The organism is Vaginella massiliensis, from assembly GCF_900089075.1.
GTDB classification, from domain to species: domain Bacteria; phylum Bacteroidota; class Bacteroidia; order Flavobacteriales; family Weeksellaceae; genus Weeksella; species Weeksella massiliensis_A.
Genome location: NZ_LT593746.1, coordinates 100,055 through 127,049, shown reverse-complemented (window position 1 = coordinate 127,049; position 26,995 = coordinate 100,055). Strand labels below are relative to the sequence as shown.

Sequence of the window (26,995 nt, the reverse complement as noted above, 5' to 3'; positions counted from 1 at the left end):
TACCAATGTTCAAAAATGAAACAATAATTTAAAATTATAATTATGAAAAAATTAGTTTTAGCTGCAGCTGTTGCAGTATTCGGTATCGCAGGTGTTAACGCTCAAACGACTGGTGTTGAGGGTGGAGTTCATGTCGGAATTCCTGTAGGTGATGTGAGTGATGTATCAAGTTTCAATATCGGTATAGATGTGGCGTACCTTTATCCAATTGCACAAAACTTCAAATTAGGTTTAGCATCTGGTTACGACCACTTCATTGGTAAAGATGATGTAGACGATTTTGGATTCATTCCTTTAGCAGCTTCAGCTAAATTTAATCCAACTCAAAATTTCTTTGTCGGAGCTGACTTAGGATATGCTTTCGCTACAAAAGACAATATGGATGGAGGTTTCTATTACCAACCAAAAGTAGGATATAGCGGAGCTGCAGTTGACGTTTACGGTTTCTACAAAGGAGTAGCTGGTAAAAACGAATACGAACTCTTGAATGTAAAATACACCAACGACTGGAACATCGGTTCGGTAGGAGTAGGTGTTGCATACAAATTCTAAGAAAACGTAATTGATTATCATAAGAAAAGAGTAGTTTTGTGACTACTCTTTTTTTATGGTATTTTTTTTGATTCTGTAAAAATTATATATATAAAAATTATGAAAAAAATTGTTTTAGGTTTAGCTTTTTCCTTCGGAATGGCATTAGGCGTTCAGGCTCAAGAAGGTTTAGAATTGGGCGTTCATTTAGGTTTCCCAACGGGTGATATTTCAAAAACGCATTCGTTCAATTTTGGTGTGGATGCTGCATATCGCGTAGAAGTGATTGATAATTTGAAAGTTGGTGGTGCAATAGCCTTCGATCATTTTGTAGGGAAAGATGTCGAAAGCAATAACGTAGGAACATCTAAATTTGCCAATGTAAGTTTCTTGCCTGTAGCTGCTTCTGCAACCTATCATTTTGCAGATCCATTCTACGCCGGATTAGATTTAGGATACGCTGTTTCGCTAAGCAGTGATGTAGACGGAGGGTTTTATGCTCAACCAAAAATCGGATACGATTTCGATCAATTTACATTTTTTGGATTCTTCAAGAACATTACTTCTCGTCATGAATATGTGTTCGACAACAGAAACTATGTAGACAAGAGTTCAGCCGGCACAATAGGAATCGGAGCAGCATATAAATTCTAGCCCATTGCATAGCTCATCATAAAAAAAGGTTTCTGAAGGAAACCTTTTTTTATGATATACTTTTGCGGATAGAACTTCTTATCGTCAGGTAGTTGAATGAGAGCAGCAAAACCAACATTCCAAATCCAATCGCGACCACAACGCCAAAATGCTTCGATTCATCTAAATCTAGGTCGCTCAGCCGTTGATGTATAAATTTCATGGCCAAAAATACCGCAACCAATGCGAGGGAAAACGTAAAAAACAAACTCGCAAAGGCGTATTTCATATAAGGCGAAATCAGTTGTTTTGGTGAATATCCAATAAAATGTAAATCTCTTAGTTTTTCTCGATTGCGTTCGATAATCAATTGGAAATTGATGATCAACAACCACAACGAAGCCAAAATGATAATCAATCCGATGCCCACCACAATCCCAAAAGCAAGTTTCAGGTAGAACATCACCTCATTATTTTTCAATTCATCTCGATTGAGGTCGTAATTCTGTTGCTCCAAATAGTGCAAGGTAGCGGGATTGGCTTGGTCGACTGTTTCGATGATGATGCGCGAAGGTTGTAGATTTTTCTTGGTAGAAAAATGACCGTTTGCCCAAGTCAAAAAATGATCAGGAACCAGAATGGTATTAATTTTATTAGTGAAATCCACAATTTTAGCGAGGTAAATTTGTTGATGTTCTCCTTTACCAATCACAATCTGAAACGGAATTTGTTTGAACAAACTCTCCGAAACCTGTGGCAAACCTTGGCTACTTGCAAATCCGAAATTGTACAGATTGAGGTAATTTTTTGGAATAATGATCGGTATTGTGCGATCGCCTTCTTTCCATTGCCAAGATGCAAGATCCACATCGAGAAAGTCGTTCGGAATCGATTCCAAAAACAAATCGGTAGAAAAACCTCTAATCCCAGCAATTCCGCTAATCTGTAATTTTACAGGGAACTGACTGCTTTGAAATGTGCCGATGTTTTTTACAAAATCCTGATTTTTCAACTCTTCCAATTCATCCGAATCGAAATTGGCTTGCTGTCCGCTCAAGGTTTGGAAAGCCGATATCTTTTTGTTGATTACCAGATACTGTCCTTTCCAAATGTTGGATTTGTCCTTAAATTTTGGTGCCAAATCCAAATACAAGTTCATCGCAAACAGCATGATAAACAACCCGATAAACGAAAAAATGAGAAACGAAATTAGACGTAAAAAACTGAGGTTCTTACGAAACAACTTATCGATAAGATTTTTAGAGTTCCACCACATGATCTATTCTTTTATCGGTTATGGTATGCAGCGAAGTTACTATAATTCCGGCCTTTTGTTTTTCGACCTCTTCAATTATCAAATCCAATAACAGCGTCTGATTTTCTTTGTCCAAATGGCTGAAAGGCTCATCGAGCAACAAAAAATCAAACGGCTGACACAAGGCTCGTACAATGGCAATTCGCTGGCGCTGACCGTACGATAACAATTGCGTTTTTTTGTACAAATGTTGCGATAATCCAACGCGTTCTATCCAATGCTCAATCTGCTCGACGCTTGCAAAATTGGTGAGCTTATTTTTCAACTGAATGTTTTCCATTAAGCTGAGCTCTTCAAACAAATGCAATCCTTGGAAAACATAGCCCAATTTTGTATTTCGAATCTTGGTCCAATCTTTTTCTTTCAAATCACGAATATTTTGTTGGTCAAATCTTACTTCTCCCTCGTAATCGTGCCTTATTCCGTACAAAATATTGATGAAAGTCGACTTGCCAATTCCCGAAGCTGCCACCAATTGGTAGTATTTTCCTTGGTCGAATCGGTAGGTTTTGTCCCAAATCATCGACTCTTCAAATCCAAATTCTTTGAGCGGATGCGGGATGAGATGACGAATTTTAATTTGCATTTTGTAAAAATAAGTTGGTGTAGCTTCTGTCCAAGCCAATTAATAGATTTTCTAACGCATTTCGCTTATTATCTTTGAAAAATATTTTTCCAGTTTTGGTATAATGATCGGTTTGTTTCAGGTCTAAATAATGCAACTGATCGAACAATGGTTGCCAAATTTCATGGCTACCTTGCGGCAACATTCTGAGCAGCAATTGCTGCGCGTCTACGGGATATTGATCGAGATCCAAGTTGGCATAAAAGTACAAAGGATATTTTGCATTTTCGGCATAGATGCTTTGTTTGAAACTCGGATTTTCTGTTGTTTTTTGAGTGAATTTTTGCATCTGTTTTTCGCTGTTGGTCACAAATAAATAATCATCTTGCTGGCTGAGGTACAGTGGAAATTGTTTTGTTGTATTCCATTGCCAATAAGTATTTTTAACGCTGAGTTTCGAAGAATTTTGAGCCACGAATTGGTCAATAAAAGCCTTGTCTTTCATTTTGGCGACCAATACAAAAAGCGGGATGCTCATTTCGTTAAGCTTCGAAATTTTTGATCCATTCGCGTCGGTATCCAGCTGTGTACCAAAGCTTTGGTTTCGAAAATCGAAAACGCTCATCATCATATTGCCTTCGAAACTGTTCGGATATTGGTCTAATTCAATTCCGACTTGCGTAAGTAATTGATCTACAAATTGTTGTTGGTTTAGTAAATCGTATGTTCGTTCGCCATAAATATCGAAGTAAAGGTTGAAATATGATGTTTGAGGAACGAAATCGAACAGGTCAGATTGTGTTGCTTTTTTCCAAATCGGTTTTTTCTCGAGTTCTTTTTTCAATGTCGAATTTGGATGAAATTTATGAGTAAAACTGATGCCGTCGCTTACAAACGAAATATGCGTGATCCAGTAGTTGTAGTTAGAAGATTTCGGGGTATTCTTGACCGCTTGTGGATTCAGTTTTGCAAGAAACAAATCATTGTACCAAACGCTTATATCTTGCGAATTACTCATCATATCGCCAAAACTTGGATTGTCGTACAAGCTAGAATCTTGCTTCACTATCTGATGATACGCCGCGTCAATATGCTGTGGCAGATTTCCATATTCTGATGCCAAGACGAAAACCGAATTTTTATTCCAACCAATCAGCGGTTTTTCGAAATTTTCCAAAAAAGTAAAGCCATCTTTTTCTTTAAACTTTGCCTTTTTTTTGCGTTTAGCTTCATAAATTTTTTCGATAAATTCTTCAAAATCATCCTTGTTGTTCATCTTCATGCTGAGCCCAACGTATATTTTTTTCTGAATTTCTTTTGTAAAAATATAGATCGGACGATTCAGATCCAACCCAATCTTTGCGGGTGCTGATTTGTATTCTTGCCAGATTTTCAGTTCTTCTTTTGAGCCTTCTAATAAACTGTTTTGGATAAATTGAACGAATTGAAAACGATCCAATTGGGCAAGATTTCCTTTGGAGGCAATCGTTTTCGGATTGATTACGGTGACCATTTGGGCATCGGTCGGTATCAAGCGTTCGTATTCAACGCTTTTTCTACAGCCAACCAAGTTGAATACTAAAACAAGCTGGAGGATAAATAAACCAGATTTTTGCGTGAATATTTTCATGAAACCAAAATACAATTTTTTTATTTTTTGATAATTTTTAATTGCGATCTTTACGAATAATTAACATTTTGTAAATTAACACTCAGCTGTACAGTTTTGTATAGGATAAAAGCGATATTATCTGTATATTCGCAAACCTTGATAAAAATGAAATTTTTTAAATAAATGGCAAAGAATTTTAAAGAGTATAAGCATTTAGACTTAGTTCGGATAGCAGATGAAACGTTGAATGAATGGAAAGAACAAAACGTTTTCGAAAAAAGTATCAGTTCTCGCGATGGAAAGAATTCTTATGTATTTTACGAAGGACCACCATCGGCAAACGGAATGCCCGGAATTCATCATGTTTTAGCTCGTTCGATTAAGGATATTTTTTGCCGTTATCAAACTTTAAAAGGAAAGCAAGTTTTTCGAAAAGCAGGTTGGGACACGCACGGCTTGCCTGTCGAATTGGGAACCGAAAAAGAATTGGGAATCACCAAAGAAGATATCGGAACCAAAATTTCGGTACAAGAATACAACGAAGCTTGTAAACGTACCGTGATGCGTTATACCGACAAATGGAACGAACTTACCGAAAAGATGGGCTATTGGGTTGATATGGAAAATCCGTACATTACCTACAAGCCCAAATATATGGAGTCGGTTTGGTGGCTGTTGAAACAAATTTATGACAAAGGCTTGTTGTATAAAGGCTATACGATACAGCCGTATTCGCCAAAGGCTGGTACCGGGCTTTCTTCTCATGAGTTGAATCAGCCTGGCACATACCGCGATGTATCCGACACCACCATTGTGGCACAATTCAGAGCGAAAAAAGAAAGTTCGAAACTGTTACAAGATCTCGCTGGTGATGTGTACATTTTGGCTTGGACAACCACACCTTGGACGTTGCCTTCGAATACAGCGCTCACCGTGGGACCAAATATCGACTATGTGTTGATCGAAACTTATAACCAATACACCTTCGAGCCAATAAAAGTGATTTTAGCTAAAAATCTTGTGGCTAAACAATTCACAAAACCGTATTTCGAAATCGAATCTGATGAAGATTTGCAGCATTACGAAGGCGGAAACAAAAGTATTCCTTTCAAAATCTCGAAAGGATTCAAAGGAAGCGAATTGGTGGGTACACGATACGAGCAGTTGTTGCCGTGGGCATTGCCTTACGAGAATGCAGAAAATGCTTTTCAGGTCATTCTAGGAGATTTTGTTACCACAGAAGACGGTACTGGAATCGTGCATACTGCGCCAACCTTTGGTGCAGACGATGCCAAGGTTGCCAAAGATGCAGGCGTACCGCCGATGTTAGTGTTAGATCAGCATGGAAATCCTGTACCTTTGGTAGATTTACAAGGTCGATTTGTAGCCAGTTTGCCAAATGGTTTTGGTGGGAAATATGTAAAAAATGAATATTACGATGAGGGCGAAACGCCAGAACGTTCGGTAGATGTAGAAATCGCCATCCTACTCAAAGAGCAAAACAGAGCTTTCAAAGTAGAGAAATACAAGCACAGTTATCCACACTGTTGGCGTACAGATAAGCCTATTTTGTACTATCCGTTGGATTCTTGGTTTATCAAAGTTACCGACGTCAAAGACCGTATGGTAGAATTGAACAAAGAAATCAATTGGAAACCAAAAGCAACAGGCGAAGGCCGATTTGGTAACTGGTTAGAAAATGCAAATGATTGGAATCTTTCGCGTTCACGTTACTGGGGAATTCCTTTGCCAATTTGGCGTACAGAAGAAGGAGAAGAAGAAATCATCATAGGATCGGTAGAAGAATTGATGAATGAAATAGCAAAATCAATCGAGGCAGGATTCATGACCAAAAATCCGTTCGAAGGTTTCAAGGTAGGCAACATGAGTGATGAGAATTACGAGCTGATTGATTTGCATAAAAATATAGTAGATGACATCGTTTTAGTTTCGGCTTCGGGCAAACCAATGAAACGCGAAGCTGATCTCATCGACGTTTGGTTCGATTCGGGTGCTATGCCTTATGCACAAGTGCATTATCCGTTCGAAAACAAAGAAGAAATCGATAATGGAACCATGTATCCGGCCGATTTCATTGCCGAAGGAGTGGATCAAACGCGCGGTTGGTTCTATACCCTGCATGCCATTGCAACACTGGTATTCGATTCTATCGCATACAAAAATGTAGTGTCTAATGGATTGGTATTGGATAAGAATGGACAAAAAATGTCGAAACGTTTAGGAAATGCAGTAGATCCGTTCGAGACATTGGCAAACTACGGTCCCGACGCAACCCGTTGGTACATGATATCGAACGCACAACCTTGGGAAAATCTTAAATTCGATTTGGAAGGAGTTGATGAGGTACGCCGCAAATTCTTCGGAACTTTGTACAATACTTATTCGTTCTTTGCACTGTACGCAAATGTAGACAGCTTTACTTATGTCGAAGAAGAAATTCCAGTAGAACAACGTGCCGAGTTGGATCAATGGATTTTATCAGAGTTGAATACCTTGGTAAAAAATGTCGATAAATTCTATTCAGAATACGAGCCAACCAAAGCAACTCGTGCAATACAAGAGTTTGTAATCGACAACCTATCCAATTGGTATGTACGCCTTTCGCGAAGAAGATTCTGGAAAGGAGACTATTCTACCGATAAAATTGCAGCTTACCAAACACTCTACACCGTGTTGGAAACCGTTGCGATTTTGGCTTCGCCAGTAGCTCCGTTCTTTATGGATCGTTTATACAAAGATTTGAATGCCGTAACAGGCAAAAATCCTGCAGAATCGGTGCATTTGGCTTTGATACCAGCAGAAGACGAAAAGCTAATCAACGAGAAATTACAAGCACAAACGCACTTGGCTCAGCAAGCAACCAGCATGATTTTGTCTTTGCGTAAGTTGAGTGATATGCGGGTACGTCAACCTTTGCAAAAAGTAATCATCCCAGTGTTGAACGAGGAGATGAAACAAAATCTAGAGGCAGTATCTTCGCTGTTGAAACAAGAAGTCAACGTCAAAGAAATTCAACTGTTGACCAATCAAGAGGCTTCCGACATTTTAGTGAAATCCATTAAACCGAATTTCAAAACCTTAGGTCCAAAATTTGGAAAAGAAATGAAAGCAATTGCCAATGCAACAGCTCAAATGTCGAACGAGGAGATTTTGCAACTAGAATCCGAAGGAAAAATAGATTTGAATATAGAAGGGAAAACCTATACCTTAGAGGTAGAAGATTTCGAAATTTCGACCAAAGATATTCCAGGTTGGACGGTTACCTCCAATGGTAATCTTACCGTAGCGTTGGATCTCACGCTTACAGAGGAATTGATAAACGAAGGCATCGCAAGAGAATTGGTTAATAGAATTCAAAATATTCGAAAAGATTCTGGTCTAGATGTAACAGATAAGATCGAAATAAAGCTCGAAAACAACCCAATCATCCAAAAAGCAGTAGAATCTAATCGAGATTACATCTGTGCCGAAACTTTGGCAGAGAGTTTGATTTTCACAAGCTCAATCCTCGAAGGAACATCGGTTGATATTAATGATGAACAATTTAATTTAACGCTTAATAAACTATAAACTTATGATGAATAATACAGAAGAAAAAGTAAGGTTTTCTGATAAGGAATTAGCAGAATTCAGGTCGATTATCGAAGAAAAACTAGAACAAGCAGAGAAAGATTTATTCCTGATACAAGAATCTTTCATGAACGATAAATCGAACGGGACAGATGATACATCGCCAACTTTCAAAGCATTCGAAGAAGGCTCGGAAACCATGAGCAAAGAACAAAATGCACAACTTGCCGCGCGACAAGAAAAATTCATTCGCGACTTGAAAAATGCTTTGGTTCGAATCGAAAATAAAACATACGGCATTTGTCGTGTAACAGGAAAATTAATCAATCCAGAACGGTTGAAGTTAGTTCCACACGCGACCCTGAGTATAGAAGCTAAAAATATGCAACGATAATATACTGTTTTGAAAAAAGTTTGGAGTATCACGCTATTGGTTTTGATAATCGATCAATTGTCGAAGTTCTATATCAAAACCAATTTCGAACTGTACGAAAGCGTCAAGGTGTTCGATTGGTTTCATTTGGCCTTTGTCGAAAATCCAGGAATGGCATATGGCTTTGAGTTTGGCGGACAATTCGGTAAGTATCTGTTGACCATTCTACGCGTTGTGCTTATTGGTTTAATCATTTGGTTTGTAACCAAATGGATGTTTAGAAAAGCAAACAATTATTTCGCCATTCCTCTTGCTTTGATTTTGGCAGGAGCCTTAGGTAATGTGATCGATTGTTTGTTTTACGGTATCATTTTCGACCAAGGAACAACCTACAACGAAGAAATGAAGGCATGGATGGGGTATCATGGTTTGGCAACAGCCGACTTTAGTGGTTATGCCAGTTTTATGCAAGGCTGCGTAGTCGATATGTTGTACTTTCCGCTTGTAGAGTTCGATTGGCCAACTTGGGTGCCCTTTGTCGGTGGTACGCATTATAAATTTTTTCAACCTGTGTTCAACATCGCCGATTCGGCAATTACGGTTGGCGGAATCTTGTTGTTTTTATTTAGAAAAAAAGCATTCATTACCAAAACAGGTGAACATATTCACCTCTAAACAATCAAAAGACTCAAGCAATTGAGTCTTTTTTTAGGATTGAATTGTATAAAAAAACAAAACCTCAACATCACAAGATATTGAGGTTTTTTCTGTGGGCCCTACTGGATTCGAACCAGTGACCCCCTGCTTGTAAGGCAGGTGCTCTGAACCAGCTGAGCTAAGAGCCCAATAAATTTTTAGAAAGATAAAGTAAAACTACTTTGTGGGCCCTACTGGATTCGAACCAGTGACCCCCTGCTTGTAAGGCAGGTGCTCTGAACCAGCTGAGCTAAGAGCCCTCTAAAAATTAAAACAAAGATAAGAACGTTTTCTTGTGGTCCCTACTGGATTCGAACCAGTGACCCCCTGCTTGTAAGGCAGGTGCTCTGAACCAGCTGAGCTAAGAGACCTTTCGTATTCGGATTGCAAATATAGGACTGATTTTGAACTATACAAATCAATTTATAAAAAAAATGACATATTTTTTATAATGCTTTAATGTTCAATTAAATAAAAAAACGATAGACAACAGTTTTTTATCTTTTCACGATTTCAGTAGCTTTGTAGCCTAAGCAATACACCGAAGCTATGAAGCAAAAAGTTGTGGTAATCACCGGCTCTTCTTCTGGAGTCGGATTCACCTTGGCGAATTATTTTCAGCAAAAAGGGCATCTTGTTTATGGACTTTCGCGTTCATCAAATGGTAAAGAATCCTTCAAACACATTCCGACCGATGTTACCGATAAAGAAAATGTTTTTCGATCGATAGAACAAATTATTTCAGAAAGCAAACGCATCGATGTTTTGATTAATAACGCTGGGATAGGGATGTTGGGCGCTGTAGAAGACGCTTCGAAAGAAGATGTCGAGAAACTTTTTAATGTCAATATTTTTGGAACTTTGTACACCATTCAGGCGGTTTTACAACATATGCGAACCTTGGGAAGCGGATACATTTTCAATGTTTCGTCGATTGCAAGTAATATGGGTCTGCCTTATAGAGGTTATTATTCGGCATCCAAAAGCGCAATAGATCGGCTTACCGAAGCCTTGCGTTTAGAAAATCGCAATACTGGTATAGAGATTACAACCCTCAATTTTGGTGATATCAAAACCAATATTGCAGAAAGTCGCGTGAAAAGTACGGTGTCTGATTTTCATAAAGAGCGATACCAGCATTTGGTTGCCTATATAGACGAAGAAGTGAAGCATGGCACACCGCCCGAAAAGTTAATTCCGATTATCGAAAGCTTGATGCATCGTAAAAATTTGAAACCGCATTATTATATCGGTAAGAGAATGCAACGTTTCTCGGTGAAATTGAAAAACTTGTTACCACAAAAAACATTCGAAAATATTTTGGCTAAATATTCTAAATTGGATTAAGATGAAACTGATTTGGAAATTAAAATCATTTCAAGAATTACAACCCAACGAATTGTATCGTATTTTGCAACAGCGAACAGCAGTTTTTGTGATGGAGCAAAATTGCCATTACCAAGATTGCGATAATAAAGATTTGCAGGCACTCCATTTTTGGGCAGAAATCGACGAAGAAATTGTTGCTTACGCCCGATTGTTACCCGTTGGTGTCGCTTATGCCCAAGAAGTAGCAATTGGTAGAGTTTTGACGAATCTAAAATTCCGTAATCAAAATCATGGTCGGCAACTGATGCAATATGCTATCGAAATCTTGAAGAATCTTTATCCCGAAAATACAATCAGAATTTCGGCGCAAGCATACCTTAAAAATTTTTACGAATCACTTGGTTTCGTAACCGTTTCGGACGAATATTTAATAGACGCAATTCCGCACATCGACATGATTCGACAATAAATCAAATGCCCATTCAGCATCATTGGTTTTTTTTGGCTGATTTTTTCTAAGGATGCTCATCATCCAACCTCAACCTTTTGACTGAAACTCCTCGTTAATCGCTGTATGATTTGATGATTCGCAACAGCTATTGAGTTGATTTTTTGCATTTTTCAGTTGGATAAGATTAACGCCAACCAAAATAAGAACAAACCCAATCAGGTGTATCCACGTGATATTTTCACCCACCATTATTCCCCAAAATACCGAGACAACTGGCATGAGGTAAGTCACCATCGAAGCGAAAATAGCCCCCGTCGATTGAATCAGGCGGTAGAACAACATCATAGCCAAAGCAGTCCCGATAAACCCTAAAATCACCACATAGCCTAAGCTTCGCCATTGGACTTGTGTACCAACAAAATTTTCGAAAAAACCAGAAAAGAATAGAATGATCAAGGCAGGAAAAAGCCAAATTGTAAAAAGCGAGGTCGATAACCGAAATGGAGGAATATCGTAAAGTTTGTTCGTAATGATTAAACTATTCATTCCATACATCGCTGTGGCTAAAATAATCAACAAGCAATGCCAGAAGCTATTTTCACCGTTCAAACCATCAAAACCAATCAACAAAACAGCACCAATAAAACCAACGATTGCTCCTAAAACTTGGTTGATTAAAGTTTTCTGACGAAAAAATAAAGATCCGAAAAGTAGAACAAAGATAGGAACAAGCGAATCGAGAATGCCTGCCATAGAGCTGCTTACGCGTGTTTGTGCAATTGGGAAAAGGAACATGGGAATGAAATTTCCGTTGGCTCCCGCGATGATTACCCACTTCAATTTAGATTTCGGAATTGCAGTGAGATTTCTAAAACCCCAAATCGACAAAAATCCAGCGGCGATCGTCATGCGCAAAGCGCCCACCTGGAAAGGTGAGAACGAGACCAAACCTTGTTTGATTAGGATAAAAGAACTCCCCCAAGTAAGCGACAATAAAAGCAATATGAGCCAGTTTTGTAATGATATTTTCATGCAGCATTTTCTTTCGCAAATTTGCAGAATGTTTTCTGTATTTTCTGGCTGTCGTTGCATATTTTATTACAAATATTTCAGTTTGTTTTTAATACTTAAACTTTTCATAGCCTTTTCAAAATCAAAATCCAACCATAGGAAACGCATTCGATGAGGTATACGGCAGTATGAAAAATGCATATTGATTCTTTTTACTTAGTTCAAAAAAGCCTACATAAGTTCGTATATTTGTAGCTTATACATAAGAAGCAAGCCAAAGAATAGATGGGAAATATTATCCAATTATTACCAGATCATGTTGCCAATCAAATTGCTGCCGGTGAAGTAGTGCAACGACCAGCCTCGGTGATCAAAGAGTTGATGGAGAATGCGGTAGATGCTGGTGCGACCGAAATAAAAGTGATTGTAAAAGATGCTGGTCGAAGCTTGATTCAGGTGATCGATAACGGAAAAGGAATGAGCCTTACCGATGCTCGAATGGCTTTTGAGCGACACGCAACTTCTAAAATTCGACAAACAGAAGATATTTTCAACATCAGGACCAAAGGTTTTCGTGGAGAGGCGCTCGCTTCGATTGCAGCCGTTGCCCAGGTAGAGACCAAAACCAAGCCAGCCGAAGAGCAATTGGGTACGCTGATTTTGATCGAAGGTGGCGAAGTGAAAAATCAAGAACCTGTGGTGGCGACAACAGGAACTTCGATTGCGGTAAAAAACTTGTTTTACAATGTGCCAGCTAGGCGAAATTTTTTGAAATCGAATCAAGTAGAGTTTCGTCATATTCAAGACGAATTTCAGCGGGTTGCATTGGCTCATGCCGATATCGCATTTCAGTTGATGCACAACGGCGCCGATGTTTACCATCTAAGAGCGGGCAATCTAAAACAACGCATTGTACAAGTTTTTGGTAAAAAAATAGAAACGCAATTGTTGAAGATAGACGAAGATACCGATATTGTAAAAATAAACGGATTTGTGGGTAAACCTGAAAGTGCCAAAAAATCGAGAGGCGAACAATTTTTCTTTGTCAATCATCGATTCATCAAAAATTCGTTTTTGCACAAAGCCGTCATCGATGCTTTCGAAGGTTTGTTGCCAGCGGGCTACACGCCGAGTTATTTTTTATACCTAGAAATCGACCCGAGTAAAATCGACATCAACATTCATCCGACCAAAACCGAAATCAAATTCGAAGAAGATGTAACGATTTTTCAGATGTTGCGCACTGCCATCAAGCACAGTTTGGGGCAATTCAATATTGCGCCCAGCTTAGATTTTGATCAGAATCCCAATTGGGCTTTTCTCAATGTATCAAAAGACAAACCGATTGTTGAGCCTAAAATTTCTGTAAAACCCGATTTCAATCCTTTCACCGAACCCGTTTCTCGTCCGTCTTCTAGCCTTATTCGGGCAAATTTGGATTATTATAAAGATGTGCAGGCGATTGCCACAGAAAATAGCAAGGTAGAAGCATTGTTCGAGCTCGAAGATGCGCAACAGCTCGAAGTTTTGCAATGGAATCATCGCTATTTGGTGGTGGAGTATAGGGGCGATTTGTTGATTATCGATCAGCATAGAGCGCATCAAAAAGTGTTGTACGAACGGTTTTTGCAGGCAAATGAAGGGCATGCGCTTGCTCAGCAGTTGTTGTTTCCGATAGAGATGGAGGCGACTTTGGTGAATATAGATAAAATAAAATCGATCGAAAAATTGTTGATAAGTTATGGATTCGATTTAGAATTCGAAGCGCAGTCTATTGCTGTAAAAGCGATTCCTGTAGATCTAGATCAGAATGACGTGGTAGGAATTTTTGCCGATTTTGTAGAAGAATTAGACTTCAACGATGTGGTAAATTTCGATCGATCATTTGCAAAGATTTTTGCAAAGAATTCGGCAATCAAAAAAGGTGAAACCCTCAAGAAAGAGCAGGCAATTGCTTTGGTACAACAATTGTTGGATTTGGACGAACCTAATTTTACACCCTATGGCAAACCCGTGTTCTTGCAATTCAGCACAGCATTAATCGAAAAAAAATTAAAATAAATTTATGGGAAATCGTATTCCACCTATTACGAAAAATCTATTGATTATCAATGGGTTGTTTTTTTTAGCAAAATTTGTTCTGATTTCTAAGGGCATCAGTCTCGATGTGATTTTAGGAGCTTTTTATCCAGAATCTCCAAATTTCAGACCTTGGCAAATCGTGACGCATATGTTTATGCATGCAGATTTTATGCATATTTTTTTCAATATGTTTGGGTTATGGATGTTTGGTTCTACGGTAGAAATGACGATAGGACCAAAGAAATTCTTAACGCTTTACCTGTTGGCAGGATTCGCCGGCTTTGGCTTGTTGAATCTCGTAACCTTTTTCGAGGTTCAATCGTTGAAAGAGGCGGTGACTTCGGCAGGTTTGAGCTTGAACGAAATTCAACACATGGCGCAAAGAGGCATTGATGGTGAATTGATTACAAAAGAAATATACAATAATAGCGATGCTCGGCAGTTGATAATAGAATACATCACGCCAATGGTTGGTGCGTCGGGAGCTTTATACGGTATTTTGGTTGCTTTTGCAGTTTTGTATCCAGATGCCAAACTGATGATGATTTTCTTGCCAATACCCATCAAAGCAAAATATTTTATACCCATTCTTATCGCATTAGAGCTCTATGCAGGCATATCCAATACTTCGTTTGGCGGAATCAATATTGCTCATTTTGCCCATTTAGGAGGAGCTTTGCTCGGGTTTTTGTTTATCAGAGATTGGAAGAAAAAACAATTTAGACAATGATAAAAGGTATTTTAGACGACCTCAAACTGAGGTACAGAACGGGAAATATAGCGACCAAGCTGATCTATTACAATGTTGTATGTTTTTTTAGTTTTCTGATTATTGGGTTTTTACTACAACAATTTATGCCCACGACTTCTATGGATCGTTGGTTTGCGTTATCGTATGATTATCAGCAAGTTTTCACCAAGCCTTGGACAATTTTTAGTTATGCTTTTATGCATGGCGATTTGTTGCATTTATTGTTCAATATGTTGCTGTTGTACTACGCGGGCGTCATGTTTTTACGCTATTTCAGAGATCAAGATTTTGTTACTTTTTTCGTGATTGGAATTTTGAGTGGAGCCATTTTTTTCGTGGTTTTTTCTTCTAGTTTCGATCGTTCGGCCAATTTTTTGGTCGGTTCTTCTGCCGCTATATTTGCAGTTTTTTTTGCCTTAGTTTCTTATAATCCTCGCATTCCTGTGCGATTGTTATTTTTTCCGAAAAGTTTTCCGTTGTATTATGTTGCCTTGTTTTTGGTTGGATTGGATGTGTTTCAGTTGTTTGCGGGCAAGAATCCTGGCGGGAGTTTGTCGCATTTGGGAGCTGCGCTTGCGGGCTATTTGTATATGAAACAATTCGAGAAAGGCAACGATTTTGTAGGAAAAGCAATTCGTGCGATCGAAAACTTTTTCAGACGAGATAAAAAGTCTACCTTTAAAACATCAAAATCTAAACCTTTTTCACGTACTCATGTTCCAAAAGATGATTATGAATACAACTCGATGAAGGTTGAGAAACAAAAGAAAATAAATTCAATTTTAGACAAAATTTCTCGTTCTGGTTATGAAAGTTTGTCGAAGGAAGAAAAAGATTTTTTATTTCGAGAAGGTAGATCATGAAATCGTCGGCGTCTAAATTAAATTTTTTTAATAAAATGGTAATGCTCATCAACGTGCTGATTTTGTTGATGGCGTATTCCGTTTTTTTAAACGCCTTCTATACTCCTTCTGTTTTGCCTTATTTCAATTACCTGGCTATTGGTTATGTATTGATTTTCTGTGTGGTAGTAATTTTTCTATTGTACTGGATATTGGTGAGTTGGCGTCACGCGATTGGAATTTTCATCCTTTCGCTTGGTGTTTTTTATATTTTTTCACTCTCTTATCCGCTCAATTTTTTCAAAAAAACTTCAGATGAGAAACCAGATTTATCGGTGATGAGTTTCAACGCTCATTTCATACGAGACGATGGAACCGATCGATTGATTGCCGAAAACTTGACCGATGTGATGATTTTTCAAGAAGCATACGAAAAAAATTTTTCGGTGTTAGACGAGGTTTTGAAAGATTATTATAGTGAACATTACGACTTACTGGCGATCTACAGCAAATATCCGATCATCGAAACCAAACAAATCAACTTCCCGAAAGATAAAAACAAAGGTATTGCGGCTTATGCCGATATCGATACAGGGAGCGATACCATTCGCATCATCAATATTTATTTGGAAACAATGCGAATAGACAAGAAACTGGTAAAATCTGCTATCGAAGCCGAAAATTCTCTAGAGGCAGAGCAACAGACCAAAGAGATAGAAAGTAAATTAGTTGCCGGAATGATAAGACACGAACATCAGTTGAATGAGATCATGCCATTTATCAAGCAATCTAAACATCCAATAATTGTCGGAAGCGATTTGAATGCGACTCCAGCATCGTATGAATACTTTCAACTTACCAAATATTTAAAAGATTCTTTCCTTGCTGTGGGTAGCGGGAATGCAACAACTTTTCATAGTTTCAATTTCCCTATCCGAATCGATTATCTTTTTCATTCAAATGCTATCAAACCCATAAGTGGTCATATCATTCGTAAAAAGTATTCGGATCATTATCCGGTTTTTGTCAATTATAAATTACCTAAAAACGAACCTCAAGATGTCAAATAAAGAGCAATTTATTCAAGAAATTAATACACGATATACCTACAAAGGCGATAAAATTGTGTTGGGAAAACCCAAGTTGGATGGCGAAGTGGTTACAGAAGCCGAAATTGCAATTGCCCTGAAGACGATGAATCGTCACGGGCTGATTGCCGGTGCAACTGGTACAGGGAAAACCAAATCGCTACAAATCATTGCCGAGCAATTGTCGGAAAAAGGCGTTCCAACCTTGTTGATGGACATCAAAGGCGATTTGTCTGGAATAGCCGTTGCGGGCGACCAACAAAACGAAGCTATAAAGCAACGTCACGAAATTTTAGATCTTCCTTTTTCTCCTGCAGGTTCACCCTCAGAGTTGTTATCGATCAGTGATGAGCCTGGGGTTAAATTGCGGGCGACGGTAGAAGATTTTGGCCCTGTACTGTTCAGTAAAATTTTAGAGTTGAATGAGACGCAGTCCAGCATCATATCCATTATATTCAAATATTGCGAAGACAAGCAATTACCTTTGATCGATTTGGAAGATCTTCGGCGAGTATTGCAATTTGTAACCGATACCCCCGAGGGTAAAACAGAACTTTCGGCCAACTACGGTTCAATTGCTGCAGCATCACTCGGTGCTATTTTGCGTAAAATTGTAGCCTTGGAACAACAAGGAGCGACCAAGTTTTTTGGCGAACCAAGTTTTGATGTATTCGATTTGTTGCAAACCAAAAACGGTAAAGGTGTTGTGAATATCATTCGGTTGACCGACATCCAGAGTCAGCCCAATTTATTCTCGACTTTTATGTTGAGTTTATTGAATAAGATTTACGCTCAATTTCCAGAACAAGGCGATGCGGATAAACCGAAATTGGTCATCTTTATCGATGAAGCCCATCTTATTTTTAGCGAAGCATCCAAAACCTTATTGAATCAGATCGAAACCATGGTAAAATTGATTCGTTCGAAAGGTATCGGATTGTTTTTCGTAACGCAAGTACCAGGCGATGTTCCAGACGGTGTATTGAGTCAGCTCGGGTTGAAAGTTCAACACGCCCTAAGAGGATTCACAGCAAAAGATCGGAAACAAATACAGAAAGCCGTAGAAAACTATCCGATTTCGACCTATTACAAGGCAGACGAACTCATTACCGAGCTTGGGATAGGAGAAGCATTCATTACAGCCTTAGACGAAAAAGGGATTCCGACGCCGTTGGCGCATACCTATATGCGATCGCCCAACTCTAGGATGGATGTTTTATCTACAAGTGAGATAGACCAATTGGTCAACCAATCGGTATTGGTAAAAAAATATGCCACAACTGTTGATCGGCATAGTGCCAACGAAATATTGTCGCAGAAAATAGAACAATTACAACAAGCCAAACCACAGCCACAGTCTAGAACGACGACCACAACCGGGAGAACTACACCAAAAGAAACCAACTGGACCGATAGTCGAATGGCGAGAGATGTGAGCAGAACAGCAACACGCAAATTGATCGATTGGGGGATGAGAATTGTGTTGGATGCATTGAAAGGAAAAAAATAAACCGTGTACGCAATTTTAGACATAGAAGCTACAGGTGGCAAAGTAGGCGAGGAATCGATCATCGATATTGCCATTTACAAATACGATGGAAACGAGATTGTAGATCAGTTCATTTCATTGGTGAATCCGATGCGGAAAATAGATCCGTTTGTTCAGAAACTGACCAATATTACCAATAAAATGGTTCTCACAGCACCAAAATTTCATGAGATTGCCAAACGTATTATCGAGATTACCGAAGGCTGTGTCTTGGTAGGGCACAACGTGAAATTCGATTACCGCATGTTGAATCAAGAGTATTTGAAATTGGGCTATCATTACGAAAAAGAGTGGATTGATACGGTAGAAATTGCAAAAAAATTGATTCCCAATCAAGAATCGTATTCCCTGGGTAAGCTAACATCCAATTTGGGTATTCCAATTACCGATCGCCATCGTGCTTCGGGCGACGCCCGTGCCACCTTGAAATTGTTTCAGATTCTGCGAGACAAAGACACCGAAAAAATCATCCAGAAAAGAAAAGGTTTAGGAACAGATAAAAAGGTAAAAGAAAAATACCTGAAATTGCTCGAAGATCTACCGACCAAGACTGGCGTGTTTTATTTTTATAACCGATTGGACGAAATCATTTTTATTGGACGCAGTTCGAATATTGCATTCAAGGTGAATCAGTATTACTCTGCCAAGAATTTCGAATCGAGTAAAATAAAACGTTATACCAAATATATTACCTACGAAGTTACCGGAAGCGAATTGTTGGCGGCCATTAAAGAATACAACGAATTGCAACAGAATCTTCCGACGCTGAATGCAACTTTGGCAAACCAAAAAAATTATGGTATTTACTTCCTTCCTTCGAAAAGATCTTACCATCGGTTAGAGATTGGTAGAGGTCGCAAGCAGGCGCCTTTTTTATCGTTCAGCAAACGCAGTGCAGCCGTTGCCATGTTGCGAAAGATTACAAACGAATACCTATTATGCCCAAAACTGAATGGTTTACAAGAGGCAGAAACCAATTGTTTTTCGTATGAAATGGGTAATTGCAGGGGAGCTTGTGTAAAAGCAGAATCGCCCAAGGACTATAATGGCCGTGTAGAAGAAATCGTAAATAAAGCAGCGTATCCGTTCAATACTTTTGTGATTATCGATAAAGGAAGAAAAGTTGGCGAACACGCTTTTTTCTACATAGAGGAAGGTGTTTTCAAAGGCTATGGTTACTATGAATTGCATCATCAGATCAAAACAAAAGAACGCATCGCACAGTTGATAACGCCCATCGATAGTAATTTGAGCGTAGAATTGCTCATCAAAAAATTCTTATTTCTCAACAAACAAGAAGCGATTTTCGAAATCGTAGATTGAGAAAAATGATAGGATTATACAACAGACAAATTCTTTCGAAGTGGACAAAAAACGCTTGGATTTCTGTCAAAAATAAAGGCAATAAATCTGCTTAATTGTGCATGCCAATTTCGATTCCTTTGATGCGTCGATACAATTCTGTTGCATAATTATCGGTCATGCCCGAAACATAATCCAAAATTCCCATCACCCGTTCGTAAACGCTCGCTTGATCGTAGAGGAATTGATCTGGAATCAATTTCAAAGCTTTCTTTTCATACGACTTTCGTTCGTTTTTTTCTTTGATGATCGGCGGGATAAATTGCGTTAGCAATTCCGACATTACATTGTAACCCGCATTCTCGATTTCTACCACAGAGCGATGATTGTAAATGTTTTCGATCGAAAAACGCTGAATCTCGTCCAAAACTTTTTTAGTAACCAGTTCAGTTTCATTTTTGATGACATCCAGCAGCGCAAATTCAAAATTACCACTCAAGATTGCTTCGATGTTGGCGAGATAGACTTCGACGCATTTATTGGTCAAGGCATTGATCGATTTTGCTCTCAGATACGCAATACGATCGTTTTTGTTAGTAATTTTTTTTAGGTTCGTTTTCGTTTTTTCAATCTGCTCAGGATTCAATGACTCAATCAAATTCAAAAACAATTTTCGACATTTGTCATGATCGATAATCCCCAAACGATGCGAATCCTCTACATCGATGATGTTGTAACAAATATCGTCGGCAGCTTCTACCAAAAACACAAATGGATGACGTTTGTAGACGAGCGGATGCTGATTTTCTTGCTGCATATTGGTCGCCTCAGCGATGTGCAAAAACGTATTTTTTTCGGTTTGAAAAAAGCCAAATTTTTTACGATGCAAAACCGATTTATCACGAGCAATAGACTCACAAGGATATTTTGCAATGGTAGCCAGAGTAGTATACGTCAACCGAAGTCCGCCGTCTGATTTGCCATTTTGTTGCTGGGTGAGAATTCTGATAGCGTTTGCATTACCTTCGAAATGAACCAAATCTGTCCACTGTTCGGGAGTGAAAAGCGGTTTTAATTTTTCTTCGTTTCGATCAAAATAAGAGGCAATCGCGTCTTCGCCCGAATGTCCAAAAGCAGGATTGCCTATGTCGTGACAAAGTGCTGCAGCCGAAATCACGTCGCACAAACTGTGTTGGTAGAAATTATATGCCTTCTCATTCAAATCAAAATTTTGAGCAATGTATTGTCCGACCAAACTTCCCATAGTGCGTCCAACCGAGGAAACTTCGAGCGAATGCGTCAAACGATTGTGCACAAACACACTTCCTGGTAAAGGGAAAACCTGTGTTTTGTTTTGCAATCTTCTGAAAGCCGACGAAAAGATGATGCGATCATAATCGCGCTGATATTCTGATCGGGTATCGATCGATTCGTTTGGGCTGTTGGTTCGTTGTGTAGAAAATATTGAATTGAATTTGCTCATGAGTTGAACTTAAAAGAATAAAGTCTTCAGTACAAAACTAAAGACTTTTTAGGATGATTGTAAGATTTTGTTTATCAAATTGGGCTAGCATTACCAGCTTCCGCTCGCTCCACCGCCACCGAAGCTTCCACCTCCGAAACCTCCAAATCCGCCTCCGAAACCTCCGCCACCAGAAGAGCCTCCGAATCCGCCTCCACGGAAAATGGTGCTACCAGAATTCATGATGATGATGTCATCCAGCAGGCTTCTTCTTCTGCGACCGTTCCCGTTGTTTTGGTCGTTATTATTGCCTTTTGACAAGATAGAAACGATAAATATGATGAAGAAAATAACGAGTATCAAGGTGAACAAATCGATACCATCATCGTCTTGCTTACGCTGTTTGTCTTGCTTGTATTTACCTTGTAAAGCGGTTTGTAACGAAGTGGTTGCTTGGTCAACGCCACGATAATAATCACCTTGTTTGAAATAGGGAATCATATCGTGTTGAATGATGTTGTTGGCTATGGTTGGCGGTACATGAATTTGTGCACTATAACCAGTGCGTATCGTTACTTTGCGGTCTTTGTCGCTGATCAATATCACGATACCGTTGTCTTTGCCTTTTTGTCCAACACCCCATTTTTCTCCGATTTCATTTGCTAAGCTTTCCAAAGGATAGCCGTTCAACTCGTGAAAAGTGACCACGGCAATTTGGGTTGAAGTAGAATCGTCGAACGCCACCAATTTTTTCTCCAGCGCTTCTAACTGCATCGCGTCGAAAAGCAAACCATAATCGTTGACAATGCGTTTTGGCGGAGTTTTCTCTGCCAGCACTTGCTCTGGAGTTTTGAAATAAGATTTGGTGTTTTGCGATGAGGTGATTTGCCCAAATGCAATACAGATCGAAGCGAAAAAGAGAAGTAAGAACGAGCTAGTTTTGGCTAATTTCATTTGGTAATTCATTTTCGTCGTGTTCTTCATGTGGGAAGTATTTCTTCAATGCTTTCCCCGTCATTTTTATACCTTCTATAGTTCCTTTGGTGTATTGCTGTTGCTGATAGTGGGCAATGACCACCGATTTTATTTCTTCCCAAAAGTTTTCGGGTGTTACGGCGTTTATGCCTTCGTCGCCGATAATGGTAAAGTTATGATCAGCTGGTGAAATGTGAAACAATACGCCGTTTCGGTGTTTTGTGTTTTGCATTCCCAAATCTTTGAAGACTTGGATCGAACGTTGAATATGGTCATCAGATGGTTGAGATTCGACATGAATTCGAATCTCACCACTGGTTTTTTTCTCAGCTTTTATGATCGCTTTGATGATTTTTTTTTCTTGTTTCTTGTTGAAGAAACGAGGGCTTTGCTCATCCATTATTCAAAATTAACCGTTGGAGCATTCTCTGCACCTGCAGTTGCCTCGAAATATCCTTTCTCTTTGAAGTTTCCAAAGTTTGCAATCACGTTGTTTGGGAAAGTTTTTATCAACGAGTTGAAACCTCTTGCAGCATCATTGTATTTCTTTCTTTCAAACAATACTTCTTGTTCTATCGATGATAATTCTGCCTGAAGACTTTGGAAGTTTTGAGTTGCGGTGAGCGTTGGATACTTTTCTACAGAAACCAATAATCGACTTAAAGCGCCTGATAATTGGTCTTGTGCCGCTTGAAATTTTGCAATATTCTCTGGTGTTAAGTCATCTACATTGTCGATGTTTACTTGCGTAGAGGTTGCTTTAGCTCGCGCATTGATTACGTCGGTGAGTGTCGATTGTTCGAAATTTGCTGCACCTTTTACGGTGTTGACCAAGTTTGGAACTAGGTCTGCACGTTTTTGATAAGTGTTTTCTACGTTGGCCCATTGTGCTTCTACGTTTTCTTGTGCGGGTACAAAACTGTTGTATTTACTGATCCCCCAGAATACAACAACGCCCAATAGAGCTACTATAACTCCGATGATAAGACATCCTTTTCCTTTCATAATTGAATTTTTAGTTTGATAAATTAAAGGTAAAGGTAATGATTAAGATGTTGAAATTAAATTTTTTGCCCAACTTTCTTTCAGGGGTAATTTCCAAGCTTCTCTAAAGGATTTCAGATCAGTCAAACCATTGTTGTAAACAATTACCGAATCGGGCAGTTCACCATTTTTTACCATATTCTTGAAGTCGTTGAGCTGTACAATATTTAGGGTATCGGCTTGCTGATAGGCTGCATTCATCCTATCTAAAAATCCAAATTGGTATTCTTCTTCTATTGTTCTGATGAGTTTGGTGAGTTTGTCTATTGAGCAACCGCTTGCAGCGGCTTGGTCTTCGTCGACTCCTACGACGACGAATTGGTTGTCGATGATTTGATAATCGGCGAGGAGGGCAGCTCCGTGTGCATTCCAATCTTTTAGAAATTCGTCGAATTTATTGGTGATGGTTTTAATTTCTTGCGTGTTGAATGGTCTTTTCGACTGGAAAATCCATATTCTTGCATGTTCTGCTAAATTCATATTCTGAAATTTTATGTAATGCAAATTTACGCAATCTTTGGGTTCGAAACTAAGAGAACTAGAATCTATGGGTAGAATGGATTAAAAAAAATCGGACTGTTTAAGTCCGATTCTATTATTGAGTTGTAAATGCAATGTTTACAAATCTTGTGCTTCCATCAGTAATTCTGCCAAATCTTTTACCACAACTGTTTTTTCTTTTTCAAAATGTTTTACCCCGTCTGTCATCATAGTATTACAGAAGGGACAGCCCGTGGCGATGACTTCTGGGCTCTCGTTTAAGGCTTCTTCTGTGCGCTCGATGTTGATGTCTTTGTTTCCTTTTTCGGGTTCTTTGAACATCTGTGCACCTCCAGCACCGCAACATAATCCACGAGTTTTACAACGTTTCATTTCTACCAATTCGGCGTCCAATTTTTCGATCAGCGTTCGTGGGGCTTCGTAAATGTTGTTCCCTCGTCCTAAATAACATGGGTCGTGAAAAGTGATTCGGCGTCCTTTGAATTTTTCGCCTCCTTCTATTTTCAAACGGCCTTCGTCGATCAATTGTTGTAGATATTGTGAATGGTGCAATACTTCGTATTCGCCACCCAATGATGGGTATTCGTTTTTCAGGGTATTGAAGCAGTGCGGACAAGTGGTTACGATTTTTTTCACTTCGTAAGCGTTCAATACTTCGATATTCATCATGGCTTGCATCTGGAATGTGAATTCGTTTCCGGCGCGTTTTGCAGGATCGCCAGTGCAGGATTCTTCTGTACCTAAAACGGCAAATTCAACACCTATATGATTTAATATTTTTACAAAAGCACGGGTTATTTTTTTTGCTCTATCATCAAAACTTCCGGCACATCCTACCCAGAATAATACTTCTGGTTGCTTGCCTTCTGCCATAAATTGAGCCATTGTTTTCACAGTTAATGTTGACATGGTATTGTGTTTTGATACGTTTTTTTAATTTATAATTTAATCGTTAGCCCAATTCAGCCGATCTGCTGTATTGAATTGCCACGGAGCTCCGTTGTTTTCGATGTTTGCCATCATCAAGTTTAATTCTTGTGGCGCTGCAGATTGTTCCATCACCAAATAACGTCTGAGGTCTACGATAATAGACAATGGGTCTATATTTACTGGGCAGGCTTGTGTACACGCGTTACACGAGGTGCAGGCCCATAATTCTTCTGCTGAGATGTAGTCGTTGACCAATGTTTTGCCATCGTCTTTCCATTGCCCGTTGTTGGCATCCAAAATTCTGCTCACGTCTTCTATACGGTCACGGGTATCCATCATGATTTTTCGCGGAGATAACTTTTTGCCTGTAAGATTTGCCGGACATTCCGATGTACAACGCCCACATTCTGTACAGGTATAGGCATTCAACAATTGCACCTGATTGAGGTCGAAAATATCTTTTGCACCAAATGTACTCGGTTCTTCTGCTGTTCCTTCTGCAGGCATTGCGTAAGGATCTGCCTTGGGATCCATCATCATTTTTACTTCGTTGGTTACCGATGCCAAATTGTTGAATTCTGCTTTTGGTTCTAATTTAGAGAACCAGGTATTGGGGAAGGCTAAGATGATGTGTAAATGTTTTGAATAGTATAAATAGTTGGCAAAGAAGAAAATTCCGATGATGTGAAACCACCACGCTGCACGTTCGAACACCAAAACAGTGTCTGATGGTAGATTTTCGAATAAGGGTTGCGTTAACCAACTAGAGATTGGGAAACCTCCGGCTTCTACAAAGTGTGGGTATTGGCGTGCTTGCAATGTTGCATCGGCACCGTTCATCAATAATAAAGCCACCATGAAAGATACCTCCATCAACAAAATGAGGTTGGCGTCGGTTTTAGGCCATCCATTCAATTCGCCCATTACCAAGCGACGTACGTGTACAATATTTCTTCTGATAAAAAATAGTACACAAGCAAGTATAACACCGAAGGCTAAGATTTCGAAGAATCCAATCATGAAATTATAGAATCCACCCATGAAGCTCAGTACGCGATGAGTACCGAACAAACCATCGATCAAGATTTCGATCACTTCGATATTGATAAGCAAGAATCCTATATAGACAATGAGGTGCAAGAATGCAGGGATTGGTCGGACGGTCATTTTGCTTTGTCCGAATGCTACACGCGCCATGGTTTTCCAACGTTCATCTTTACGATCCCAGCGGGTGATGGGTTGTCCTAAGCGGATGTTGCGCAAGATTTTCTTAGCATTTGTAACAAAGACAGTTGCTGCTACAATAAGCAATACAGCAAAAATAATGTTGGGTAAATACTGAATCATGTTAGTGAGTTCTTATATTGTTTTAATTCGCTTTTTTTCCGAATACCGAAAAGTTGACGTATCGATTTGGATTTTGCTTCAAATCCAGCATCAGCTCATTCAGGTTTTTGGTGGCTTCGTTGAGGTTGTTGTACATGGTTTTGTCGTTCAACAATCCGCCCAATGTTCCATCGCCTCGTTCTATTCTACTCATGAGGTCTTTGAGGTCTTTTGAGGCAGTTTCGAAGTTTGCCAAAGTCTGCTCTAGTTGTAAATTGTTCAACTTATCGGCGGTGTTTCCAAACTTGTCTACAGAAACCTTAGCAGATGCCAGCATGCTGTTGGCATTGGTTAGAGTAGAATTCAAGATTTTTTGGTTTTCACGTATCAATCCGTCTGCGCTAGATGCTGTGGTCGAGAATGAGCGCGCTGTCTCGTTGAAAGAGCCTACCGTTCTATTGAGGTTGTCGATGAGGATTTTGATGTTTTGTTGGTTGTCGTTGTCTAATAGGTGTTCGACTGCTTTTAGCGTTCGGTCTAGTGTAACCAAGACCGTATCTAGTTTTTGTTGCGTTGGTTCTATCTGACCGCCTAATTCACCCAACAAACCTGCATTGACCGATGATTTCAAATAATCGCCATCTTTTGCCATTTCGCCTTGGTAATCCAACAAGAGTTGCAATTCTGAACTCTGCATGATTCCTGGCGAAAAGATTTGAGCTACGGTATTTTTAGAAAATTCAACGTCTTCTGTGACTGTAAATTTCACCAAAAAACGCAATGGTTGCCCTTGAATAATTTTTATTTCGTCAACTTTACCCACCTTCAATCCGTTTATTGATACTGGTTTTGTAGGTTGTAATCCGCTCACATTCTCATATTCGGCATAATACGTTGTTCCTCTGGAGAACAATTTGCTCCCTCGTAAGAAGTTGTATAACATAAAAAAACTTACGATGGTAATCAGGGTTACGGCGCCGATCTTTACTTCATTTGAAATCTTCACTACTTAAAATTTTTACAAAAATAACAGAAA

The 26,995-nt window shown here is 39.1% G+C and carries 25 protein-coding genes and 3 tRNA genes; 13 read left to right on the top strand and 15 right to left on the bottom strand.

Annotation, left to right across the window (positions count from 1 at the left end; all coding sequences use genetic code 11):
• Nucleotides 1-42 precede the first annotated feature (42 nt).
• Both BN8061_RS01765 and BN8061_RS01760 read left to right on the top strand, forming a co-directional pair.
• Nucleotides 43-552: a hypothetical protein gene (locus BN8061_RS01765; RefSeq protein ID WP_068595915.1), complete on the top strand. Its 510-nt coding sequence runs from the start codon at nt 43-45 to the stop codon at nt 550-552.
• 99 nt (nt 553-651) lie between these two features.
• Nucleotides 652-1,185, top strand: coding sequence for a hypothetical protein (locus BN8061_RS01760; protein WP_068595905.1), 534 nt, complete (start codon nt 652-654; stop codon nt 1,183-1,185).
• Between the two features lie 49 nt (nt 1,186-1,234).
• Here the strand turns inward: BN8061_RS01760 and BN8061_RS01755 are convergent, their stop codons facing one another.
• The 3 genes from BN8061_RS01755 to BN8061_RS01745 are packed head-to-tail and all read right to left on the bottom strand — an operon-like array spanning nt 1,235 to nt 4,674.
• Entirely contained in the window at nt 1,235-2,440 is a 1,206-nt protein-coding gene (locus BN8061_RS01755; RefSeq protein ID WP_068595902.1) for a hypothetical protein, read from the bottom strand.
• Nucleotides 2,424-3,065, bottom strand: coding sequence for an ATP-binding cassette domain-containing protein (locus BN8061_RS01750; RefSeq protein ID WP_068595900.1), 642 nt, complete (start codon nt 3,063-3,065; stop codon nt 2,424-2,426). Before BN8061_RS01750 ends, BN8061_RS01755 begins: the two co-directional genes overlap by 17 nt.
• Nucleotides 3,055-4,674, bottom strand: coding sequence for a DUF4836 family protein (locus BN8061_RS01745; protein ID WP_068595896.1), 1,620 nt, complete (start codon nt 4,672-4,674; stop codon nt 3,055-3,057). Before BN8061_RS01745 ends, BN8061_RS01750 begins: the two co-directional genes overlap by 11 nt.
• Before the next feature lie 165 nt (nt 4,675-4,839).
• Here BN8061_RS01745 and ileS point away from each other — a divergent pair, with 165 nt between their 5' ends.
• Genes ileS through BN8061_RS01730 form a run of 3 tightly spaced genes read left to right on the top strand, consistent with a single transcriptional unit; the run spans nt 4,840 to nt 9,295 of the window.
• Nucleotides 4,840-8,247 (top strand): isoleucine--tRNA ligase, encoded by a 3,408-nt coding sequence (ileS, locus tag BN8061_RS01740; protein ID WP_068595892.1) that lies wholly within the window; start codon nt 4,840-4,842, stop codon nt 8,245-8,247.
• Between the two features lie 7 nt (nt 8,248-8,254).
• Nucleotides 8,255-8,641 carry a TraR/DksA family transcriptional regulator gene (locus BN8061_RS01735; protein ID WP_068597852.1) on the top strand — a complete coding sequence of 129 codons (387 nt, stop codon included), beginning with the start codon at nt 8,255-8,257 and terminating at the stop codon, nt 8,639-8,641.
• Between the two features lie 9 nt (nt 8,642-8,650).
• Complete coding sequence (locus BN8061_RS01730; RefSeq protein WP_068595889.1) at nt 8,651-9,295, top strand: lipoprotein signal peptidase; 645 nt, start codon at nt 8,651-8,653, stop codon at nt 9,293-9,295.
• 95 nt (nt 9,296-9,390) lie between these two features.
• On the opposite strand, the gene BN8061_RS01725 is transcribed toward BN8061_RS01730, so the two are convergent.
• The 3 genes from BN8061_RS01725 to BN8061_RS01715 all read right to left on the bottom strand — a co-directional run bounded on the left by BN8061_RS01725 (nt 9,391) and on the right by BN8061_RS01715 (nt 9,687).
• A tRNA-Val gene (locus BN8061_RS01725) sits at nt 9,391-9,465 on the bottom strand.
• A gap of 36 nt (nt 9,466-9,501) precedes the next feature.
• A tRNA-Val gene (locus BN8061_RS01720) sits at nt 9,502-9,576 on the bottom strand.
• Nucleotides 9,577-9,612: 36 nt separating this feature from the next.
• A tRNA-Val gene (locus BN8061_RS01715) sits at nt 9,613-9,687 on the bottom strand.
• Nucleotides 9,688-9,865: 178 nt separating this feature from the next.
• On the opposite strand from BN8061_RS01715, the gene BN8061_RS01710 reads away from it, so the two are divergent.
• Nucleotides 9,866-10,663, top strand: a complete 798-nt coding sequence (locus tag BN8061_RS01710; RefSeq protein ID WP_068595887.1) for an SDR family oxidoreductase — start codon at nt 9,866-9,868, stop codon at nt 10,661-10,663.
• A 1-nt stretch (nt 10,664) separates the two neighbouring features.
• Entirely contained in the window at nt 10,665-11,114 is a 450-nt protein-coding gene (locus tag BN8061_RS01705) for a GNAT family N-acetyltransferase (protein ID WP_068595884.1), read from the top strand.
• A 69-nt stretch (nt 11,115-11,183) separates the two neighbouring features.
• On the opposite strand, the gene BN8061_RS01700 is transcribed toward BN8061_RS01705, so the two are convergent.
• On the bottom strand, nt 11,184-12,128 hold the full coding sequence (locus tag BN8061_RS01700) for a DMT family transporter (RefSeq protein WP_094745888.1): 945 nt from the start codon (nt 12,126-12,128) through the stop codon (nt 11,184-11,186).
• Between the two features lie 264 nt (nt 12,129-12,392).
• Between BN8061_RS01700 and mutL the strand changes: the two genes are divergently transcribed.
• The 6 genes from mutL to BN8061_RS01670 are packed head-to-tail and all read left to right on the top strand — an operon-like array spanning nt 12,393 to nt 19,742.
• Complete coding sequence (gene mutL, locus BN8061_RS01695; protein ID WP_068595878.1) at nt 12,393-14,168, top strand: DNA mismatch repair endonuclease MutL; 1,776 nt, start codon at nt 12,393-12,395, stop codon at nt 14,166-14,168.
• 4 nt (nt 14,169-14,172) lie between these two features.
• On the top strand, nt 14,173-14,919 hold the full coding sequence (locus tag BN8061_RS01690; RefSeq protein ID WP_068595875.1) for a rhomboid family intramembrane serine protease: 747 nt from the start codon (nt 14,173-14,175) through the stop codon (nt 14,917-14,919).
• Nucleotides 14,916-15,803: a rhomboid family intramembrane serine protease gene (locus BN8061_RS01685; RefSeq protein WP_068595872.1), complete on the top strand. Its 888-nt coding sequence runs from the start codon at nt 14,916-14,918 to the stop codon at nt 15,801-15,803. The genes BN8061_RS01690 and BN8061_RS01685 overlap by 4 nt, the downstream gene beginning before the upstream one ends.
• 35 nt (nt 15,804-15,838) lie before the next feature.
• A complete protein-coding gene (locus BN8061_RS01680) occupies nt 15,839-16,852 on the top strand; it encodes an endonuclease/exonuclease/phosphatase family protein (RefSeq protein ID WP_068597850.1) in 1,014 nt (337 codons plus the stop codon).
• Nucleotides 16,842-18,380 carry a helicase HerA-like domain-containing protein gene (locus tag BN8061_RS01675; protein WP_068595868.1) on the top strand — a complete coding sequence of 513 codons (1,539 nt, stop codon included), beginning with the start codon at nt 16,842-16,844 and terminating at the stop codon, nt 18,378-18,380. The genes BN8061_RS01680 and BN8061_RS01675 overlap by 11 nt, the downstream gene beginning before the upstream one ends.
• 3 nt (nt 18,381-18,383) lie before the next feature.
• Nucleotides 18,384-19,742 (top strand): exonuclease domain-containing protein, encoded by a 1,359-nt coding sequence (locus tag BN8061_RS01670; RefSeq protein ID WP_068595864.1) that lies wholly within the window; start codon nt 18,384-18,386, stop codon nt 19,740-19,742.
• Between the two features lie 91 nt (nt 19,743-19,833).
• Here BN8061_RS01670 and dgt read toward each other — a convergent pair whose 3' ends face one another.
• The 8 genes from dgt to BN8061_RS01630 all read right to left on the bottom strand — a co-directional run bounded on the left by dgt (nt 19,834) and on the right by BN8061_RS01630 (nt 26,965).
• Nucleotides 19,834-21,204 carry a dGTP triphosphohydrolase gene (gene dgt, locus BN8061_RS01665; RefSeq protein ID WP_068595861.1) on the bottom strand — a complete coding sequence of 457 codons (1,371 nt, stop codon included), beginning with the start codon at nt 21,202-21,204 and terminating at the stop codon, nt 19,834-19,836.
• Nucleotides 21,205-21,294: 90 nt separating this feature from the next.
• On the bottom strand, nt 21,295-22,167 hold the full coding sequence (locus BN8061_RS01660) for a TPM domain-containing protein (RefSeq protein ID WP_235802661.1): 873 nt from the start codon (nt 22,165-22,167) through the stop codon (nt 21,295-21,297).
• On the bottom strand, nt 22,118-22,558 hold the full coding sequence (locus tag BN8061_RS01655; RefSeq protein ID WP_068595859.1) for a TPM domain-containing protein: 441 nt from the start codon (nt 22,556-22,558) through the stop codon (nt 22,118-22,120). The genes BN8061_RS01660 and BN8061_RS01655 overlap by 50 nt, the downstream gene beginning before the upstream one ends.
• Complete coding sequence (locus tag BN8061_RS01650; protein WP_068595856.1) at nt 22,558-23,163, bottom strand: LemA family protein; 606 nt, start codon at nt 23,161-23,163, stop codon at nt 22,558-22,560. Before BN8061_RS01650 ends, BN8061_RS01655 begins: the two co-directional genes overlap by 1 nt.
• Before the next feature lie 42 nt (nt 23,164-23,205).
• A complete protein-coding gene (locus BN8061_RS01645; RefSeq protein WP_068595854.1) occupies nt 23,206-23,682 on the bottom strand; it encodes a hypothetical protein in 477 nt (158 codons plus the stop codon).
• Between the two features lie 138 nt (nt 23,683-23,820).
• Entirely contained in the window at nt 23,821-24,612 is a 792-nt protein-coding gene (locus BN8061_RS01640) for a (Fe-S)-binding protein (protein ID WP_068595851.1), read from the bottom strand.
• Nucleotides 24,613-24,648: 36 nt separating this feature from the next.
• Nucleotides 24,649-25,980 (bottom strand): 4Fe-4S dicluster domain-containing protein, encoded by a 1,332-nt coding sequence (locus tag BN8061_RS01635; protein ID WP_094745821.1) that lies wholly within the window; start codon nt 25,978-25,980, stop codon nt 24,649-24,651.
• A 22-nt stretch (nt 25,981-26,002) separates the two neighbouring features.
• Entirely contained in the window at nt 26,003-26,965 is a 963-nt protein-coding gene (locus tag BN8061_RS01630) for an MlaD family protein (RefSeq protein ID WP_068595848.1), read from the bottom strand.
• Between the last annotated feature and the right edge of the window lie 30 nt (nt 26,966-26,995).